The sequence below is a fragment of the Streptomyces sp. NPDC003393 genome, from assembly GCF_053589015.1.
In genome coordinates, this window is sequence record NZ_JBSFRB010000040.1 from 48,109 (window position 1) to 65,471 (window position 17,363).

Consider the following 17,363-nt stretch of genomic DNA (forward strand, 5'->3'; position numbering starts at 1 on the left):
AGTACGCCAGTCTCTCTCCGCCCCCGCCGCCCTGTCGTGACTGTCTCGCCTGACTTTCACCGGCCATCTGTTCTCATGACCGCCGAATTCGCACCGATGTGACGTGGCGGTCCGAAGAACACCGCAGAGCATGGGCAGGACGCCGGCCGCATGGCAGGTCGGTGGTGACGGATCAGCGTGCTCCGGTCATCGCGCCACCCGCACCTCCCGCACAGCGTCTCCCGGCGGTACGCCGTCAGCGGGCGGCGTCACGGCGGCTCCGCCTGTCGCGGCGTTCACGCGGCCGCGTCTGGCGCGGCTCGGAGGCTCGGGACCCGCGGATCGTACGGAGCCGCATGGCCCGGCGTTCCGCTTCGGTCGTGCCGCCCCAGATGCCCTCCACCGGCTCGCTGTTCATGGCCCACGCCAGGCACCGCTCGGTCACGGGGCAACGACGGCAGACCTCCTTCGCCTCGTCGATCTGTATCAGCGCCGGTCCACTGGTGACGTTGCCCAGCGGGAAGAAGAGATCAGGGTCTTCGCGTCGGCAGAGCGCCAGGTCACGCCAGTCCATCTGACACCTCCTGCGATGAGGACATCCACGGTCCCCAGGGGGCGGCCCCGCCGGGGGGAGCCGTGGGAACGCCGAATCACGGTTCTTCCACGATGTGACCGGGCCCCGGGGGCGGATGTGACAGGGCACGACCATCGGCGACGGGCCGCGCCGCGTCCCCGGCCCCGACCGGCCCCGACGGGCTCGCCCGGACACGGACCGGGCAGCCGGCGGCGGGCGGTCAGGAAGAGGGAACGGGTCCATCGGCGTGGAGACCGTGCAGCAGGCCGGTGGACCGGCCCACCTCGATGAGGTAGCCGTCCGGATCGCAGACGTAACAGCGCAGTTCCGCACCTGCGGTCGACGGGTTCGGTGAGGAAGCGAGCCCCCTTGGCGACCGCGTCGGCTTGGACGGCGGCCCTGTCCGCGACGCGGACGTTGAGGAAGCGCTGTGCGCAACCGGGGCGCGGCCGGCGCCGCCGGCCGCGACACCTAGGACCGGCCGGCCCCCACAGGTGTGCCAGCTGCCCCGGACGGTCCTCCGTGGCCGGGACCGCGAACCCCGGGTGTCACAACGGACGAAGCTGCTCTGTCTTGAGAGGTGAGGCCGAGAGAACAGAGGGCATTGTGCGAGAGATCCTGATAGTGGGCGGCGGCTACGCGGGCTTCTACACCGCGTGGGGTCTGGAGAAGAAGCTGCGGCCCGGCGAGGCTCGGGTCACCGTCGTCGATCCCAGGCCCTACATGACGTATCAGCCGTTCCTGCCGGAGGTCCTGGCGGGCTCGATCGAGGCGCGGCACGCGGCGGTCTCGCACCGCAGGCACCTGCACCGCACCCGACTGATCACCGGCACGGTGACGAACATCCGCAACGCGGACCGCACGGTCACCGTACGGCCGGAGAGCGGGCCGGACCGCGAGCTCCACTACGACATCCTGGTGGTCACCGCGGGCGCGGTGACGCGTACCTTCCCTGTACCGGGACTCAGCGAAGAGGCGTTCGGCCTGAAGCACGTGGAGGAGGCCGTCGCCATCCGAGACCGGCTGCTCACCTCGTTCGACTGTGCGGCGGCGCTCCCGCACGGCCCCGAGCGCCGCAAGCTCCTCACCGTCACGTTCGTGGGTGGCGGCTTCTCCGGTGTGGAGGGCTTCGGCGAACTGCTCTCCTTCGCCACCGCGTCGCTCAGGCACTACCCCGAACTCGGTGCGGAAGAGCTGCGGTTCCATCTGATCGAGGCACGCGGCCGGATTCTGCCCGAGGTCAGCGACGGGCCCGGCAGATGGGTGGTCCGGGAACTGGAGCGGCGCGGGGCGCACGTGCACCTGAACACCCAGCTCCTCTCCGCGGAACAGGGCCACGTGGTGCTGTCGGACGGCGAGGAGTTCGACTCGGGCCTGCTCGTGTGGACCGCGGGCAATGCGGCGAATCCCGTCGTGCACAACCACACCGACCTGCCCGTCGACGAACGCGGGCTGCTGGTCGTGCGGGCGGACCTGCGTGCCGGTACGGAGACCGCCCCGGTGGCGGACGTGTGGGCCGCCGGCGACGACGCGGCCGTACCCGATCTCGCGGCGGACCGCCCCGGGGTCCATACGGTGCCCAATGCCCAGCACGCGGTGCGGCAGGGCAAGCGCCTGGCGAAGAACATCCTGGCGACGCTGCGGGGGCGACCCGCCAGGAACTATGTGCACCACAGCCTGGGAGCCGTGGCGACCCTGGGCCTGGGCCACGGTGTCTTCCAGTACCGGCGCCTGGTCGTCAAGGGCTTCCCCGCCTGGCTCATGCACCGCGGCTACCACGTGCTCGCGATTCCGACCTGGGAACGCAAGGTCCGGGTGCTCGCCGTCTGGCTCACCGCCGCTCTGTACGGACGGGACATCGTCTCGCTGGCCTCGGTGCAGCGGCCCCGGGAGGCGTTCGTCTCGCGCGGGAACCCGCGCGCCGGCGAGCCGGTGGCCGGTGACCGGGTGCCCGAAGCCGCCGAACGGCTTCAGAGCTAGTGTTCCGGTAGCAGAGAGGGATCCCTGTGGTGGCCGGCGTATCCTCGCACCCCGCGTTGCCCCCGCTCTCCGTGGCCGTCCGGCCGGTGCTGCGTGAGGTTTCCCGACGGCCGTTGCGGGCGGAGTTCCGCTTCGACCCGAGCCTGCCCATGCTCGTGTCCGTCTCCTTCGACCTGCGCCGCAGGCGGGTCGGCACCTGGCGCCTGCGGCGTCGGCGGACGGTGACCTGGTACGTCGGTCGCGAACTGCTCCGCCGAGGCTTCTACCGGAAGAGCGGCGTGGGGGAGGTCCAGGTGTGCCCCCCGGCTTCCGGCGCGGGGGACACCATCAGGTTCCGGCTCGCGTGGAAGGGCGAGAGGATGGCGTTCGACCTGCCGGCGTCGGAGGTCGAGGTGTGGCTGGAGGCCACCTACCGGATCGTGCCGGCCGAGGCGGAGACGGACGCCGTGGACTGGGACGCCGTCATCACGGACATGCTGTCCGGCTGCAAGCCGCCCGGCCGGGGACGCCGTCGGACCCGGCCCTGGTCGGCGGGGCGGTGAACGGGACGGGGGACGGCCCGGCACCGCCGTACGAGACGGACGTGCGGGCCGAAGCCTCGTCGCTCAGCACTCGATGATGTTCACCGCGAGTCCGCCGCGGGCGGTCTCCTTGTACTTGACCGACATGTCGGCGCCGGTGTCCTTCATGGTCTTGATGACCTTGTCGAGGGACACCTTGTGGGAGCCGTCGCCGCGCAGGGCCATGCGGGCGGCGGTGACGGCCTTCACGGCGGCCATGCCGTTGCGCTCGATGCAGGGGATCTGGACCAGGCCGCCGACCGGGTCGCAGGTCAGGCCGAGGTTGTGCTCCATGCCGATCTCGGCGGCGTTCTCCACCTGCTCGGGCGTGCCGCCCATCACCTCCGCCAGCGCGCCGGCGGCCATGGAGCAGGCCGAGCCGACCTCGCCCTGGCAGCCGACCTCCGCGCCGGAGATGGAGGCGTTCTCCTTGAACAGCATGCCGATCGCGCCGGCGGCGAGCAGGAAACGGACCACGCCCTCCTCGTCGGCGCCCGGGATGAAGTCGATGTAGTAGTGCAGGACGGCGGGGATGATGCCGGCCGCGCCGTTGGTGGGGGCCGTCACCACCCGGCCACCGGCCGCGTTCTCCTCGTTGACCGCCATCGCGTACAAGGTGATCCACTCCATGGCGTGCGCCAGCGGGTCGCCCTCGGCGCGCAGCTGGCGGGCCGAGACTGCGGCCCTGCGCCGCACCTTCAGACCGCCGGGCAGGATGCCCTCCCGGGTCATGCCGCGCCGCACGCACTCGCGCATCACCCGCCAGATCTCCAGCAGGCCCGCACGGATCTCCTCCTCGGTGCGCCAGGCCCGCTCGTTCTCCAGCATGAGGGAGGAGATCGACAGGCCCGTCTCCCGGGTGAGGCGCAGCAGCTCGTCGCCGGTGCGGAAGGGGTACTTCAGCACGGTGTCGTCCAGCTTGATGCGGTCCGCGCCGACCGCGTCCTCGTCCACGACGAAGCCGCCGCCCACCGAGTAGTACGTCTTCGACAGCAGCTCCGCCCCGGCGCTGTCGTACGCCTGGATCGTCATGCCGTTGGCGTGGTACGGCAGGGCCTTGCGCCGGTGCAGGATCAGGTCGTCGTCGAAGGAGAAGGCGATCTCGTGCTCGCCGAGGAGCCTGAGGCGGCCGGCCGCCTTGATCTCCGCCACCCGTTCGTCGGCCCCCTCCACGTCCACCGTACGCGGCGAGGCGCCCTCCAGGCCGAGCAGGACCGCCTTGGGGGTGCCGTGGCCGTGCCCGGTGGCGCCGAGCGAGCCGTACAGCGCGCAGCGCACGGAACCGACGGAGGCCAGCACGCCTTCGTTGCGCAGCCGGCGCGCGAACATCCGCGCCGCGCGCATCGGGCCGACCGTGTGGGAGCTGGACGGGCCGATGCCGATCGAGAACAGGTCGAAGACCGAGATGGCCACGGTCACTCCTCAAGACAGCAGAAACGCTCAGACGGGGGGTGGTGGGGCACCCTCACGGGTGCCCCACCGGCGAGTCACTTGTTCAGACCCGGGTACAGCGGGTGCTTGTCGGCCAGGGCCTTCACCCGGGCCCCCAGCGCATCGGCGTCGTAGGACGGCTTCAGCGCCTCGGCGATCACGTCGGCGACCTCGGCGAAGTCCTCGGCCGTGAAGCCGCGGGTCGCCAGGGCCGGAGTGCCGATCCTGAGACCCGAGGTGACCATGGGCGGGCGGGGGTCGTTCGGCACCGCGTTGCGGTTGACCGTGATCCCGACCTCGTGGAGGCGGTCCTCGGCCTGCCGGCCGTCCAGCTCCGAGTCGCGCAGGTCCACCAGGACCAGGTGCACGTCGGTGCCGCCGGTCAGCACGTCCACACCGGCCGCCCGGGCGTCGTCCCGCACCAGGCGCTCGGCCAGGATGCGGGCGCCCTCCAGGGTACGACGCTGGCGCTCCTTGAAGTCGTCGCTCGCCGCGACCTTGAAGGCCACCGCCTTGGCGGCGATCACGTGCTCCAGCGGACCGCCCTGCTGACCGGGGAAGACGGCGGAGTTGATCTTCTTGGCCAGCTCGGCGGTGGACAGGATCACACCGCCGCGCGGGCCGCCCAGCGTCTTGTGGGTCGTGGTGGTGACGACATGGGCGTGCGGCACCGGGTTGGGGTGCAGGCCCGCCGCGACCAGACCGGCGAAGTGCGCCATGTCGACCATCAGATACGCGCCGACCTCGTCCGCGATCCGGCGGAAGGCGGCGAAGTCCAGCTGCCGCGGGTAGGCCGACCAGCCGGCCACGATCAGCTTCGGCCGGGACTCCTTCGCCAGCCGTTCCACCTCGGCCATGTCGACCAGGCCGTCCTCGCCCACGTGGTAGGCGACGACGTCGTAGAGCTTGCCGGAGAAGTTGATCTTCATGCCGTGGGTCAGGTGCCCGCCGTGCGCGAGGTTCAGACCCATGATCGTGTCACCGGGCTGGAGCAGCGCGAACATCGCGGCCGCGTTCGCCTGGGCGCCGGAGTGCGGTTGCACATTGGCGTGCTCGGCGCCGAACAGGGCCCTGATGCGGTCGATGGCGATCTGCTCGACCACGTCGACGTGCTCGCAGCCGCCGTAGTAGCGGCGGCCCGGGTAGCCCTCGGCGTACTTGTTGGTGAGGACCGAGCCCTGGGCCTCCATGACGGCGACCGGGGCGAAGTTCTCCGAGGCGATCATCTCCAGCGTGGACTGCTGGCGGTGCAGCTCGGCGTCGACGGCGGCGGCCACCTCCGGGTCGAGCTCGTGCAGGGGGGTGTTCAGAACAGTCATGTGCGTGTGTCCGCTCCTCAGCCGGCGGTCTCGGCGGCGTACTCGTCGGCGGAGAGCAGGTCGGCCGGCTCCTCCGCGACACGCACCTTGAACAGCCAGCCGCCCTCGAAGGGCGCGGAGTTCACCAGCGACGGGTCGTTCACCACGTCCTCGTTGACCTCGGTGACCTCACCGCTGACCGGGGAGTACAGGTCGGAGACCGACTTGGTCGACTCCAGCTCCCCGCAGGTCTCGCCCGCGGTCACCGTGGTGCCGACCTCCGGCAGGTCGGCGTAGACGACATCGCCGAGCGCGTTGGCCGCGAACTCCGTGATGCCGACCGTCGCGACGCCGTCCTCGGCGGGCGACAGCCACTCGTGCTCCTTGCTGTAGCGCAGCTGCTGGGGGTTGCTCATGGCCTGAATTCTCCTGTACGCGGGGGACTGCTGGTGACTGAGGGACTGCTGAAAGCTCTGGTGAGCAGGTTGATGTGCCGGCCGTCGCACGTACGGGCGCGACACACCGGCACACGGCGTCCGGGACCCACCCTGCCGGGCCGGTCCTACTTCTGCCGCTTGTAGAAGGGCAGCGCCACGACCTCGTACGGCTCGTGCCTGCCCCGGATGTCCACGCCGGCGCCCGGCGTGCCCGGCGCGGCGTGCGCGGCGTCGACGTACGCCATGGCGATCGGCTTGCCCAGGGTGGGGGAGGGGGCACCGGAGGTGACCTGGCCGATCACCTCGCCGCCCGCGACGACGGGGTACCCGGCGCGCGGGACGCGACGGCCCTCGGCGACCAGGCCGACGAGCACCCGGGGCGGCTGGGAGGCGGCGCGCTCGGCGGCGGCCAGCAGTGCCTCGCGGCCCACGAAGTCACCCTCCTTGTCGAACTTGACCACCCGGCCGAGTCCGGCGTCGAACGGGGTCAGTTCGGTCGTCAGCTCGTTCCCGTACAGCGGCATGCCCGCCTCCAGGCGCAGCGTGTCGCGGCAGGACAGCCCGCACGGCACCAGCCCGGCGTCCGCTCCGGCGTCGGTCAGCGCCTGCCACAGCTTCTCGGCGTCGGCCGGCGCCACGAACAGCTCGAAGCCGTCCTCGCCGGTGTAGCCGGTGCGCGCGATCAGCGCCGGCACCCCGGCGACCGTGCCGGGCAGGCCGGCGTAGTACTTCAGGCCGTCCAGGTCGGCGTCGGTGAGGGAGGCGAGGATCGCGGGGGACTCCGGGCCCTGCACGGCGATCAGCGCGTAGTTGTCCCGGTCGTCGCGGACCTCGGCGTCGAAACCGGCCGCCCGCTCGCTGAGCGCGTCCAGCACGACCTGGGCGTTGGAGGCGTTGGCGACGACCATGTACTCGGCCTCGGCCAGCCGGTAGACGATCAGGTCGTCCAGGATGCCGCCGTCCTCCCGGCAGATCATGGTGTACCTGGCCCGGCCCACGCCGACGGAGGCGATGTTGCCGACCAGCGCGTGGTTCAGCAGGGCGGCCGCCTGCGGGCCGGTGACGGTGATCTCACCCATGTGGGAGAGGTCGAAGAGCCCGGCCCGGGTACGCACGGCGATGTGCTCGTCGCGCTCGGAGCCGTAGCGCAGCGGCATGTCCCAGCCGGCGAAGTCGGTCATCGTCGCACCGAGCGCGCGGTGCACCGCGTCGAGCGCGGTATGACGGAGCGGACGGGGTGCGGAACTGCTCATCGGGCGTGTCTCCCAGGCTGTGGGGATCCCCCCGCGCGAGCGTGGCCCGGCGCGGGGAAGGGCGAGGACGGATCGGTGTCCTCCCCATCTGTCATCGGAACCTGAGAGGTTCGCCATGACCGCCGTAGGACGGACGGTCATGGCTTGCACCTTGGGTGGAGCCGCTGCGGCAGCGGCCCGCTTTTCAGATGTGCCTCGCCCGCGCGGTAACGGTGCCTGAGAGATTCAAGGGAGGGACTTGCTCCTTCGGCGCCCCAGCGAGACGGCTGCTGGGAACTCTCCCGCGCGGATTCAAACGGCCTGTATGCAGTTGGCGCGGACATCATTGCACGCCGGGCCGGATCACGTCAGGCCGCGTCTGTGACCGACCCGTGGCAGAACGCGCATGAAATCGCGGGACGCCGGGCATTACCTTCTCTTTACGCTCGAAGGGGAGGACGATGACGCTGAACAGGACCACGCCGGCGTACGCCACGAGTCGCGCCCTCGACCTGCCCGGCCGCCCCGGAGCCCGGGGGCCGCTCGCGCGGGCCCGCGAACACGGCGGCCGGCGGCCCGTCCCCGTGGTGCGCGACCTGCGCGAGCGCGCCGGCCGCGGCCCGCACGCGCTCTTCTTCGGCCCGAACGACCTGGCCGTGGTCACCGGCCTGCCCGGCAGCGGCAAGTCGACCCTGATGCGGCGGGCGGTGCGCGGCCCGGGGATCGACTCCCAGGACACCCGCGACCGCTGGGACGCCCGCCTCGCATCCCGCCTGCCCTACGCGCTCTACCGTCCGCTGGTCCGCCTCGCCCACTACGCCGCGCTGCGCCGCGCGCTGCGCTCCGGCGAGGGAGTCGTGGTCCACGACTGCGGCACGCAGAGCTGGGTCCGCGGCTGGCTGGCCCGCGCCGCCCGCCGCCGCGGCGGCACGCTCCACCTGATCCTGCTGGACGTCACCCCCGAGGCCGCGGCGGACGGCATGCGCCGGCGCGGCCGCGGTGTCTCCCGCTACGCCTTCCTGCGCCACCGCAGGGCCACGGCGCGCCTGCTGCGCGCGGTGGAGCGGGGCGAGCTGCCGCGAGGCTGCGGCTCGGCGGTCCTGCTGGACCGCGAGGCGGCGGCCGCGCTGCGCCGGATCGGCTTCACCGGTCCGCCCCGCACCGGCACCCGATAGCCTTTCGGTCACAACAGCGGTTTCCAGCAGGTGGTAGGCGAATGGACATTCCGGCGGACTTCTCCGGGGGCTACCCGGCCGACTATCCGGCACAGGCGCATCCCCAGCCGCACGGCGGCTGGCCCGGCAACGAGCTGGAGGAAGTGCTCTCCGCCTCCATCGGCATCCCCTCGGCCGGCGGCCGGATCGTCGAGGTGCTGGGCCGCAGCTTCCTGTGGGTCCCCCTGCCCGGCGGCGGTGGCCCGCACAGCGGTCCGCTCGATCTGCCCACCCTGGAGATCGACGGCCAGGCCTACGTTCCGGTGTTCAGCTCCGAGGAGCAGTTCCGCCAGGTCGCCGGCGCCCACATGCCGTACGCCATCGCACCCGCCGTCGAGTTCGCGCGCGGACTGCCCCCGCAGGTCGGCATCGCGCTGAACCCGGAGGGCGTGGTCGGCATCCCGCTGCCCCCGCCGGCCGTGGCCGAACTCTGCCGCGCCGGGCGCACCGAACTGGACGGTCCGGGAGGTGGCCGCGTCCGGCTGTTCGAACCCGACTGGCAGGACGACCCGGTGGACTTCCTGGCCGCCGCCTCCGACGAGTTCGCCGGCACGGGCGTGGTCCTCGCGGCCCGCCGCTGCCTGGCCGCGATAGAGACGGCCGACCCGGTGATGTTCATAGGCGTCGAGCTCTCCCAGTGGGACGACGACCTGCGCGCCCGCCCCCTGGAGGCCCTGGGCCGCGCCCTCGCCAAGGTCCCCGTCCGGTGGCCCGTCAACCTGGTCCTGCTGGACGTGACGGACGACCCGGTGGCGGGCTGGCTGAAGGAAAAGGTCCGGCCGTTCTACCAGTACGGCCACTGAAGACCTGTCAGCGGCGCGGGACCGTGGCGCGATCCGGCTCCCCCCGCGGGGGAGCGACGGGCCACGGTCTTCCCCGCACCCGCGCGACGACACCACGCACCGAGCCCGCGGACGGGCTCTAAGCTGGAGCCACGGCTCGGTCGAAACGTTGCTTGTACGAAGGGGCGGTAAAAAGTGAGCGCGAGCGGCACGGCCGCGGCCGGGCACGTGGAGCAGACACTGCGCCAGGTGACGCCCGGACGCCACGACGCCTACGAGGCGCTGCTGCGCGCCCTCGCGACCCCGACCTCCGGCCAGGTCTGGATGCTGCTCTGGCACGGCCAGGCCGGTTCCCCCGACGCCCAGTACGGCCACATGGAGGTCGACGGCCACGGCTACGCCCCCTGTGTCACCTCCGCCCAGGAGCTGTCCGCCAGCGGCTGGAACCGGTCGTACGAGGTGGTGGACGCGCTCGACGCCGCCCGTGTCCTCTACCCCGACCACTACGGCCTGTGGCTGAACCCGCACGCCCCGGGCGGCGGCGTCGGCATCCCCTGGCTGGATCTGCGCCGCATCGCCACCGGCCTGGACCGCCAGCCCGCCGGACCGCTGAGGCTGTCCGAACCGGCCATCGAGATCCCGCACTTCTACGCGCTGCTGACGCAGAACGCCCACCGCACCCCGGCGGTCCGCTCGCTGCGCCGCGCCTGGGTGCAGCCCGCGCTCGGGGCGCCGTACCTCGCGATCGGCCTGGACGTGTACGACACCTCCCCGTCCGCCGTCGACTCGGTGCGGGCGATGATGCGGCAGTCCGTCGTCGCGGTCCCCGACGGGCTGCCGGTGTCGACCGTGGCGATGTCCGACGAGTTCGACCCGGTGGCGATGTGGCTGCGGGCCACCACCCGCCCGTTCTACGACCGCGAGGCCCACGCCGCCCCGGTCCAGAACCCGGCGGGCGGGGGCTACGGCTACCCGCCGGCCGGGGGCGGATACTGACCGACGCGCCTCGCCGCAACCGTTTTCCGTCATCTCCGCAGAAGGTTCACGATGAAAGCACTTCTCCGCGCGTAGATTGGCGGCGATTGCCGCCGATCCGCATGGAATCTCCGTTGTGTCCCAACTGCTCCGTGTCCGGGGGGCGTTACCCCGTGTTCGGATAACGGAATCCCCTGGACTGCATCACGTTTGCGCATACTTTCTCCGTCAGACCTGGCGGGTGATCGCGACGACGCTGAAGACTCGCGACTCAGACGCGAGGTCGGCGACCTCGTGATCGATGGCAAGTCGACAAAGCCGCAATCCGCGGCAGGCGCAGCCGGTCACCACCGGCGAGAGGGGTCGCTCACCGTGACCGCACCGATCGAGACCACCGGGGCGGCAACCGAGGTGCAGCCGGAGGCTGTTCTTCAGGGTGCCGGGAAGGGGCAGATCGAGGGTCGTTCTCTGGGGCAGATCGCCTGGACCCGGTTCAAGAGGGACAAGGTCGCCGTCGCCGGCGGCGTCATCGTGATCCTGCTGATCGTCCTGGCCATCATCTCGCGCCCCCTGCAGGCCCTGTTCGGCCTCGATCCCAACGCCTTCCACCAGGACCTGATCGACCCGAACACCTCGCTGCCCAAGGGTGGTTGGGGCGGAATGAGCCTCGATCACCCGCTGGGTGTGGACCCGAAGTTCGGCCGTGACATCGCCACCCGCATCCTGGAGGGATCCTGGGTGTCGCTGGCCATCGCCTTCGGCGCCACCCTCCTGTCCAACGTGATCGGCGCGATCATGGGCGTCGTCGCGGGCTACTACGGCGGCCGGGTCGACACGATCATCAGCCGCCTGATGGACACGTTCCTCGCCTTCCCGCTGCTGCTCTTCGCCATCTGCATCTCCGCCACCCTCCAGGGCGGTGCGTTCGGACTCAACGGTCTGCCGCTGCACCTGAGCGTGCTCATCTTCGTCATCGGCTTCTTCAACTGGCCCTATCTCGGCCGGATCGTCCGGGGCCAGACGCTCGCCCTGCGCGAGCGCGAGTTCGTGGACGCCTCTCGGGGGATGGGCGCCAAGGGCCCGTACATCCTGTTCCGCGAGTTGCTGCCGAACCTGGTCGGCCCGATCATCGTCTACGCGACGCTGCTGATCCCGACCAACATCCTCTTCGAGGCATCCCTGAGCTTCCTCGGCGTCGGCATCCAGCCCCCGCAGGCCTCCTGGGGCGGCATGCTCCGAGAAGCGGTGACCTTCTACCAGGTCGATCCCGCGTACATGATCGTGCCTGGCCTGGCCATCTTCGTGACCGTCCTGGCGTTCAACCTGCTCGGTGACGGTCTCCGCGATGCTCTCGACCCGCGCAGCCGCTGACGCCTGCTTCCGAGAGCCCAACAAGTTTCCGACAATGGAGGGGAACCCGCCCATCATGCGAAGGTCAGCGCTGGCCGCGATCGCGGCCATCGGAAGTGCCAGCCTGTTGCTCGCAGGCTGCAGCAAGGCCGATGACAACTCGAATGGCGACAACGGAGGCAAATCGGCCGGGGCCAACGCCGCGACCAAGGGCGTCGTGAACGCCTCCTCGAAGAAGGGCGGGACGCTCACCTACGAACTGTCCGACGTCCCGGACTCCTTCGACCCCGGCAACACGTACTACGCGTACATGTACAACCTCAGCCGGCTGTGGGCCCGCCCCCTGATGACGTTCAAGCCCGGCCCCGGCCAGCAGGGCAACACCCTCGTCCCGGACCTCGCGGCGAGCAAGGGCGTCTCCAGCGACGGCGGCAAGACCTGGACGTACAAGCTGCGTGCGGGCCTGAAGTACGAGGACGGCACGCCGATCACCTCGAAGGACGTCAAGTACGCCGTCGAGCGGTCCAACTTCGCGCGTGACGTGCTCTCGCTCGGCCCCAACTACTTCCAGCAGTTCCTGGCGGGCGGCGACAAGTACAAGGGCCCCTACAAGGACAAGAGCGCCGAGGGCCTGTCCTCCATCGAGACGCCGGACGACACGACCATCGTCTTCCACCTGAAGCAGGCCTTCCAGGAGTTCGACTACCTGGTCGCGGCCCCGCAGACGGCGCCGGTGCCCCAGTCCAAGGACAAGGGCGTCGACTACGTCAAGCAGATCGTCTCCTCGGGCTCGTACAAGTTCCAGAGCTACGAGGAGGGCAAGCAGGCCGTCCTCGTGCGCAACGAGAACTGGGACCCGAAGACGGACCCGCTGCGCAAGCAGCTCCCGGAGAAGATCGTCGTCAAGCTGAAGGTCAACCCGGAGACGATCGACAAGGACGTCCTGGCCGGCACCGCGATCGAGCTGGCCGGTACGGGCGTCCAGGCCTCGACCCAGGCCCAGGTGCTCAACGACGCCGCCAAGAAGGCCAACACGGACAACACCTACGGTGGCCGGCTCGTCTACATGGCGATCAACACCAAGGTGAAGCCGTTCGACAACGTCGCCTGCCGCAAGGCCGTGGAGTACGCGGTCGACAAGGTCTCGGTGCAGACCGCCGAGGGCGGCCCGATCCGCGGCGACATCGCCTCCACCGTCCTCCCGCCGGACATTCCCGGCTACGAGAAGGCGGACGCGTACGCGACCCCGGGCAACAAGGGTGACGTCGCCAAGGCCAAGGAGCAGCTGAAGGCCTGCGGCAAGTCGTCGATCAACACGACCATCACGGCCCGTTCGGACCGTCCGCAGGAGATCGACGCCGCCACGGCGATCATCGCCTCCCTGAAGAAGGCCGGCATCAACGCCAGCCTCAAGCAGTACCCGTCGGGCAAGTACTTCACCGACTACGCCGGTGTGCCGAAGTTCATCAACAAGAACAACGTCGGCCTGATGATGATGCAGTGGGGCGCCGACTGGCCGTCCGGCTACGGCTTCCTGCAGCAGATCATGAACGGCCACGCGATCAGCCAGTCGGGTAACACCAACCTGTCGCAGTACGACAACAAGGCCGTCAACGACCTGCTGGGCAAGGCGATCGCGACTCCGGACATGGCCGCGCGCAACACGATGTACGCGCAGATCGACAAGCAGGCCATGGACGACGCCGTGATCGTCCCGCTGGCCTACTTCAAGGTCCTGCTGGCCCGGCCCAAGGCCACCAACCTGGTGTCCTCCGCTGCCTGGAGCGGTCAGTACGACTACCTGAACATCGGCACCAAGTAGCAGCCCTGGAAGGCAGGTGAAGGCATTGGTGCCCGCGGGCTTCGCGGCCCGCGGGCACCGGCGCCGGCCCCCGTGATCTCGTACATCCTCCGCAGGACGTTGGCGGCAGTGATCCTGCTGCTGGTCGTCTCCGCGGTCACCTTCGCCATCTTCTTCCTGCTGCCACGGCTGGCCGGCCAGACGGCCGACCAGCTGGCGACGCAGTACCTCGGCAAGAGCCCGTCGAAGGCCGACATCCTCGCGGTCAAGCACAACCTCGGTCTGGATCAGCCCCTTTACCTCCAGTACTGGCACTTCATCAAGGGGATCGTGGCCGGCGCCACCTACAACCTGGGCCCCACCACGGCGCACTGCGACGCGCCGTGCTTCGGCTACTCCTTCAAGACCCACCAGGCCGTCTGGCCGCAGCTGACCTCCCGCATGCCGGTGACCCTCTCGCTGGCCTCCGGTGCCGCGGTCCTGTGGCTCGTCTCGGGCGTGACCGTCGGTGTGATCTCCGCGCTGAAGCCGCGCTCGTTCTTCGACCGCACCTTCATGGGCATCGCGCTCGCCGGTGTCTCGCTGCCCATGTTCTTCACCGGCAACCTGGCCATCCTGCTCTTCGTCTTCAAGTGGCCGATCTTCGGCCGCGAATACATCCCGTTCACCCAGAATCCCGAACAGTGGGCCAACACCCTCTTCCCCGCGTGGTGTTCGCTGGCGCTGCTGTACTCCGCCATCTACGCGCGGCTCACCCGCTCCGGCATGCTGGAGACGATGAACGAGGACTACATCCGCACGGCCCGCGCCAAGGGCCTGCGGGAGCGCAAGGTCGTGGTGCGGCACGGACTGCGGGCCGCGCTCACGCCGATCATCACGGTCTTCGGCCTGGACATCGGTCTCCTGCTCGGTGGCGCGGTGATCACGGAGACCGTGTTCTCGCTGCCCGGCGTCGGTCAGTACGCCGTGCAGGCCATCGATGACAACGACCTGCCCCCCATCCTGGGCGTGACCCTGCTCACCGCCTTCTTCGTCGTGATCGCAAATCTCCTGGTGGACCTGCTCTACGCGGCCGCCGACCCGCGGGTGAGGCTCTCGTGACCGAACTGTCCAAGACCGGTGCCGCCGTCGGAGAACCGACCTCCACGGCGAAGGCGCCCGAAGCCTTCCTCGAGGTCCGCGACCTGAAGGTGCACTTTCCCACCGACGACGGCCTGGTCAAGTCCGTCGACGGGCTCAGCTTCTCGCTGGAGAAGGGCAAGACCCTCGCCATCGTCGGCGAGTCCGGGTCAGGCAAGTCGGTGACCTCGCTGGCCATCATGGGCCTGCACCGCCTGGGAGCGCGCGGCAAGAACGTGCGGATGTCCGGTGAGATCTGGCTGGACGGCAGGGAACTGGTCTCCGCCGCCCCGGACGACGTGCGCAGGCTGCGCGGCCGCGAGATGGCGATGATCTTCCAGGACCCGCTGTCCGCGATGCACCCGTACTACAAGGTCGGCGACCAGATCGTCGAGGCGTACCGGGTGCACCACGACGTCAGCAAGAAGGTCGCCCGCAAGCGGGCCATCGAGATGCTCGACCGCGTGGGCATCCCGGAGCCGGCCAAGCGCGTCGACGGCTACCCGCACGAGTTCTCCGGCGGCATGCGCCAGCGCGCCATGATCGCCATGGCGCTGGTGAACAACCCCGAGCTGCTCATCGCGGACGAGCCGACGACCGCCCTCGACGTCACGGTCCAGGCACAGATCCTCGACCTGATCCGCGACCTGCAGAAGGAGTTCGGCTCCGCGGTCATCATGATCACCCACGATCTCGGCGTGGTCGCCGAGATCGCCGACGACGTCCTGGTGATGTACGGCGGCCGGTGCGTGGAGCGCGGCCCGGCCGACGAGGTCTTCGATCAGCCCCAGCACCCCTACACCTGGGGCCTGCTCGGCTCGATGCCCCGCATCGACCGCGAGACCTCCGAACGGCTCATCCCGGTCAAGGGCCAGCCGCCGAGCCTCATCAACGTCCCCTCGGGCTGTGCCTTCCACCCGCGCTGCCCGTACGCGGACATCCCCAAGGGGAACGTCACTCGCACGGTCCGCCCCGAGCTGGAGCAGGTGAGCACCGGGCACTGGACCGCCTGCCACCTCCCGGTCGAGGACCGTGAGCGGATCTGGACCGAAGAGATTGTGCCGAAGCTGTGAGTGAGACCAAGAAGACGGACGAGGCCGTGATCCCTCAGCAGGCTTCGGCTTCCGAGGGCTCGGCGGAGACGGACGTGCTGCTCAAGGTCGAGGGCCTGACCAAGCACTTCCCGATCAAGAAGGGCCTTCTCCAGCGCCAGGTCGGCGCGGTGAAGGCGGTCGACGGCATCGACTTCGAGGTGCGCAGGGGCGAGACCCTGGGCGTCGTCGGGGAGTCGGGCTGCGGCAAGTCGACCATGGGCCGGGTCGTCACCCGGCTCCAGGACCCGACCGGCGGCCGGATCACCTTCGACGGGCGGGACATCACCCGGCTGAAGACCGGGCAGATGCGCCCGCTGCGCCGCGACATCCAGATGATCTTCCAGGATCCGTACGGCTCCCTGAACCCCCGCCACACCATCGGCTCGATCGTCTCCGCGCCCTTCCGGCTGCAGGGCGTGGAGCCCGAGGGCGGCGTGAAGAAGGAGGTCCAGCGGCTGCTGGAGCTGGTCGGTCTCAGCCCCGAGCACTACAACCGCTACCCGCACGAGTTCTCCGGCGGTCAGCGCCAGCGCATCGGCATCGCCCGCGCGCTCGCGCTGAAGCCGAAGCTGGTGGTGGCCGACGAGCCGGTCTCCGCGCTGGACGTGTCGATCCAGGCGCAGGTCGTGAACCTCATGGACGACCTCCAGCAGGAGCTCGGCCTGACGTACGTGATCATCGCGCACGACCTGTCGGTCGTCCGGCACGTCTCGGACCGGATCGCGGTGATGTACCTCGGCAAGATCGTCGAGCTCGCCGACCGCACCTCGCTGTACGAGGCGCCGATGCACCCGTACACCAAGGCGCTGATGTCGGCGGTGCCGGTTCCGGACCCGAAGCGCCGGGGCGTGAAGAGCGAGCGCATCCTGCTGCGCGGTGACGTGCCGTCGCCGATCGCCCCGCCGAGCGGCTGCCGGTTCCACACCCGCTGCTGGAAGGCGACGGAGATCTGCAGGACGACCGAGCCGCAGCTCCTGGAGCTCAAGCCCGGGCAACGGGTCGCCTGCCACCACCCGGAGAACTTCGCCGACCAGGCCCCCCAGGACACCGTGCTGCTCTCGGCGGCGAAGGCGGCCTCGGAACTGATCTCCGAGGAGGCGCTGGCCAAGTCGGCGGCGACCTCGGCGGCGGTGGCGGCGGTGGCCGACGAGATCACCGCCGCGCACTCCGAATCCGACACGCCGCCCTCCGACGGCACGAAGGAGCCGGCCGAGGCTTCGGCGGACACGGACACGGACACGGACGTGGAAGCGGAGACGGCTCCGGAGCCGGACCCGGAGCCGGAGTCCGGGACCGGCTCGGAAGCGGAGGCGGACGAGGAGGCCGGTTCGGAGGCCGACGCCGAGACGGCGGCCTCCGAGGCCGACGCCGAGACGGATGCGCCCGAGGCCGAGGCGGATGCCTCTGGCGCCCCGAGCGGCGACAGTGCCGGCGAGAGCGACCGCCAGGAGTCGTCCGACGCCTGACCCACGATGGCCTGACAAGGCCATGCACATGACCGAACGGGTGAGTGCAGAGTCCGCCCCGGCCGTGCGAT

Annotated in this window: 15 protein-coding genes, 1 pseudogene and 2 riboswitches; of the genes and pseudogenes, 10 read left to right on the top strand and 6 right to left on the bottom strand. The window is 70.3% G+C overall.

Annotated features, from left to right (window positions below; all coding sequences use genetic code 11):
* Positions 1–235: 235 nt before the first annotated feature.
* Together ACWDUZ_RS30255 and ACWDUZ_RS30260 are read right to left on the bottom strand one after the other, a co-directional pair.
* Positions 236–553, bottom strand: coding sequence for a WhiB family transcriptional regulator (locus tag ACWDUZ_RS30255; RefSeq protein ID WP_451634986.1), 318 nt, complete (start codon positions 551–553; stop codon positions 236–238).
* 220 nt (positions 554–773) lie between these two features.
* A pseudogene (locus tag ACWDUZ_RS30260) lies at positions 774–996 on the bottom strand (VOC family protein); the annotation flags it as partial.
* 163 nt (positions 997–1,159) lie between these two features.
* Here ACWDUZ_RS30260 and ACWDUZ_RS30265 point away from each other — a divergent pair.
* A complete protein-coding gene (locus ACWDUZ_RS30265; protein ID WP_451634987.1) occupies positions 1,160–2,533 on the top strand; it encodes an NAD(P)/FAD-dependent oxidoreductase in 1,374 nt (457 codons plus the stop codon).
* A 29-nt stretch (positions 2,534–2,562) separates the two neighbouring features.
* Positions 2,563–3,075: an SsgA family sporulation/cell division regulator gene (locus ACWDUZ_RS30270; RefSeq protein WP_451634988.1), complete on the top strand. Its 513-nt coding sequence runs from the start codon at positions 2,563–2,565 to the stop codon at positions 3,073–3,075.
* A 63-nt stretch (positions 3,076–3,138) separates the two neighbouring features.
* On the opposite strand, the gene ACWDUZ_RS30275 is transcribed toward ACWDUZ_RS30270, so the two are convergent.
* The 4 genes from ACWDUZ_RS30275 to gcvT all read right to left on the bottom strand — a co-directional run bounded on the left by ACWDUZ_RS30275 (position 3,139) and on the right by gcvT (position 7,512).
* Positions 3,139–4,506 (bottom strand): L-serine ammonia-lyase, encoded by a 1,368-nt coding sequence (locus tag ACWDUZ_RS30275; protein WP_451634989.1) that lies wholly within the window; start codon positions 4,504–4,506, stop codon positions 3,139–3,141.
* 74 nt (positions 4,507–4,580) lie between these two features.
* Positions 4,581–5,843 carry a serine hydroxymethyltransferase gene (gene glyA, locus ACWDUZ_RS30280; protein WP_451634990.1) on the bottom strand — a complete coding sequence of 421 codons (1,263 nt, stop codon included), beginning with the start codon at positions 5,841–5,843 and terminating at the stop codon, positions 4,581–4,583.
* A gap of 17 nt (positions 5,844–5,860) precedes the next feature.
* The gene (gene gcvH / locus ACWDUZ_RS30285; RefSeq protein WP_451634991.1) at positions 5,861–6,238 is read right to left on the bottom strand and encodes a glycine cleavage system protein GcvH; all 378 of its coding nucleotides are present in this window, start codon (positions 6,236–6,238) and stop codon (positions 5,861–5,863) included.
* Positions 6,239–6,384: 146 nt separating this feature from the next.
* Entirely contained in the window at positions 6,385–7,512 is a 1,128-nt protein-coding gene (gene gcvT / locus ACWDUZ_RS30290; RefSeq protein ID WP_451634992.1) for a glycine cleavage system aminomethyltransferase GcvT, read from the bottom strand.
* Positions 7,513–7,590: 78 nt separating this feature from the next.
* A riboswitch (glycine riboswitch) is annotated at positions 7,591–7,706 on the bottom strand.
* Positions 7,707–7,806, bottom strand: a riboswitch (glycine riboswitch).
* A 146-nt stretch (positions 7,807–7,952) separates the two neighbouring features.
* On the opposite strand from gcvT, the gene ACWDUZ_RS30295 reads away from it, so the two are divergent.
* The 8 genes from ACWDUZ_RS30295 (at position 7,953) to ACWDUZ_RS30330 (ending at position 17,292) form a co-directional block, all read left to right on the top strand.
* The gene (locus ACWDUZ_RS30295) at positions 7,953–8,666 is read left to right on the top strand and encodes an AAA family ATPase (RefSeq protein ID WP_451634993.1); all 714 of its coding nucleotides are present in this window, start codon (positions 7,953–7,955) and stop codon (positions 8,664–8,666) included.
* 41 nt (positions 8,667–8,707) lie between these two features.
* Positions 8,708–9,508 (top strand): enhanced serine sensitivity protein SseB, encoded by an 801-nt coding sequence (locus ACWDUZ_RS30300; RefSeq protein ID WP_451634994.1) that lies wholly within the window; start codon positions 8,708–8,710, stop codon positions 9,506–9,508.
* 174 nt (positions 9,509–9,682) lie between these two features.
* Complete coding sequence (locus tag ACWDUZ_RS30305; protein ID WP_451634995.1) at positions 9,683–10,483, top strand: enhanced serine sensitivity protein SseB C-terminal domain-containing protein; 801 nt, start codon at positions 9,683–9,685, stop codon at positions 10,481–10,483.
* 351 nt (positions 10,484–10,834) lie between these two features.
* Complete coding sequence (locus tag ACWDUZ_RS30310; RefSeq protein ID WP_451634996.1) at positions 10,835–11,833, top strand: ABC transporter permease; 999 nt, start codon at positions 10,835–10,837, stop codon at positions 11,831–11,833.
* Positions 11,834–11,888: 55 nt separating this feature from the next.
* The gene (locus ACWDUZ_RS30315; RefSeq protein WP_451634997.1) at positions 11,889–13,634 is read left to right on the top strand and encodes an ABC transporter substrate-binding protein; all 1,746 of its coding nucleotides are present in this window, start codon (positions 11,889–11,891) and stop codon (positions 13,632–13,634) included.
* 72 nt (positions 13,635–13,706) lie between these two features.
* Entirely contained in the window at positions 13,707–14,714 is a 1,008-nt protein-coding gene (locus ACWDUZ_RS30320; protein ID WP_451634998.1) for an ABC transporter permease, read from the top strand.
* Complete coding sequence (locus tag ACWDUZ_RS30325) at positions 14,711–15,805, top strand: ABC transporter ATP-binding protein (RefSeq protein ID WP_451634999.1); 1,095 nt, start codon at positions 14,711–14,713, stop codon at positions 15,803–15,805. The genes ACWDUZ_RS30320 and ACWDUZ_RS30325 overlap by 4 nt, the downstream gene beginning before the upstream one ends.
* On the top strand, positions 15,802–17,292 hold the full coding sequence (locus ACWDUZ_RS30330) for a dipeptide ABC transporter ATP-binding protein (protein WP_451635000.1): 1,491 nt from the start codon (positions 15,802–15,804) through the stop codon (positions 17,290–17,292). The genes ACWDUZ_RS30325 and ACWDUZ_RS30330 overlap by 4 nt, the downstream gene beginning before the upstream one ends.
* Positions 17,293–17,363 lie beyond the last annotated feature (71 nt).

What these genes read in the sequence shown, in the direction of transcription:
- ACWDUZ_RS30315 (WP_451634997.1), top strand. Translation starts at nt 11,889, where the DNA reads ATGCGAAGGTCAGCGCTGGCCGCGATCGCGGCCATCGGAAGTGCCAGC.
- ACWDUZ_RS30300 (WP_451634994.1), top strand. Translation starts at nt 8,708, where the DNA reads ATGGACATTCCGGCGGACTTCTCCGGGGGCTACCCGGCCGACTATCCG.
- glyA (WP_451634990.1), bottom strand. Translation starts at nt 5,843, where the DNA reads ATGACTGTTCTGAACACCCCCCTGCACGAGCTCGACCCGGAGGTGGCC.
- ACWDUZ_RS30255 (WP_451634986.1), bottom strand. Translation starts at nt 553, where the DNA reads ATGGACTGGCGTGACCTGGCGCTCTGCCGACGCGAAGACCCTGATCTC.
- ACWDUZ_RS30295 (WP_451634993.1), top strand. Translation starts at nt 7,953, where the DNA reads ATGACGCTGAACAGGACCACGCCGGCGTACGCCACGAGTCGCGCCCTC.
- gcvH (WP_451634991.1), bottom strand. Translation starts at nt 6,238, where the DNA reads ATGAGCAACCCCCAGCAGCTGCGCTACAGCAAGGAGCACGAGTGGCTG.
- gcvT (WP_451634992.1), bottom strand. Translation starts at nt 7,512, where the DNA reads ATGAGCAGTTCCGCACCCCGTCCGCTCCGTCATACCGCGCTCGACGCG.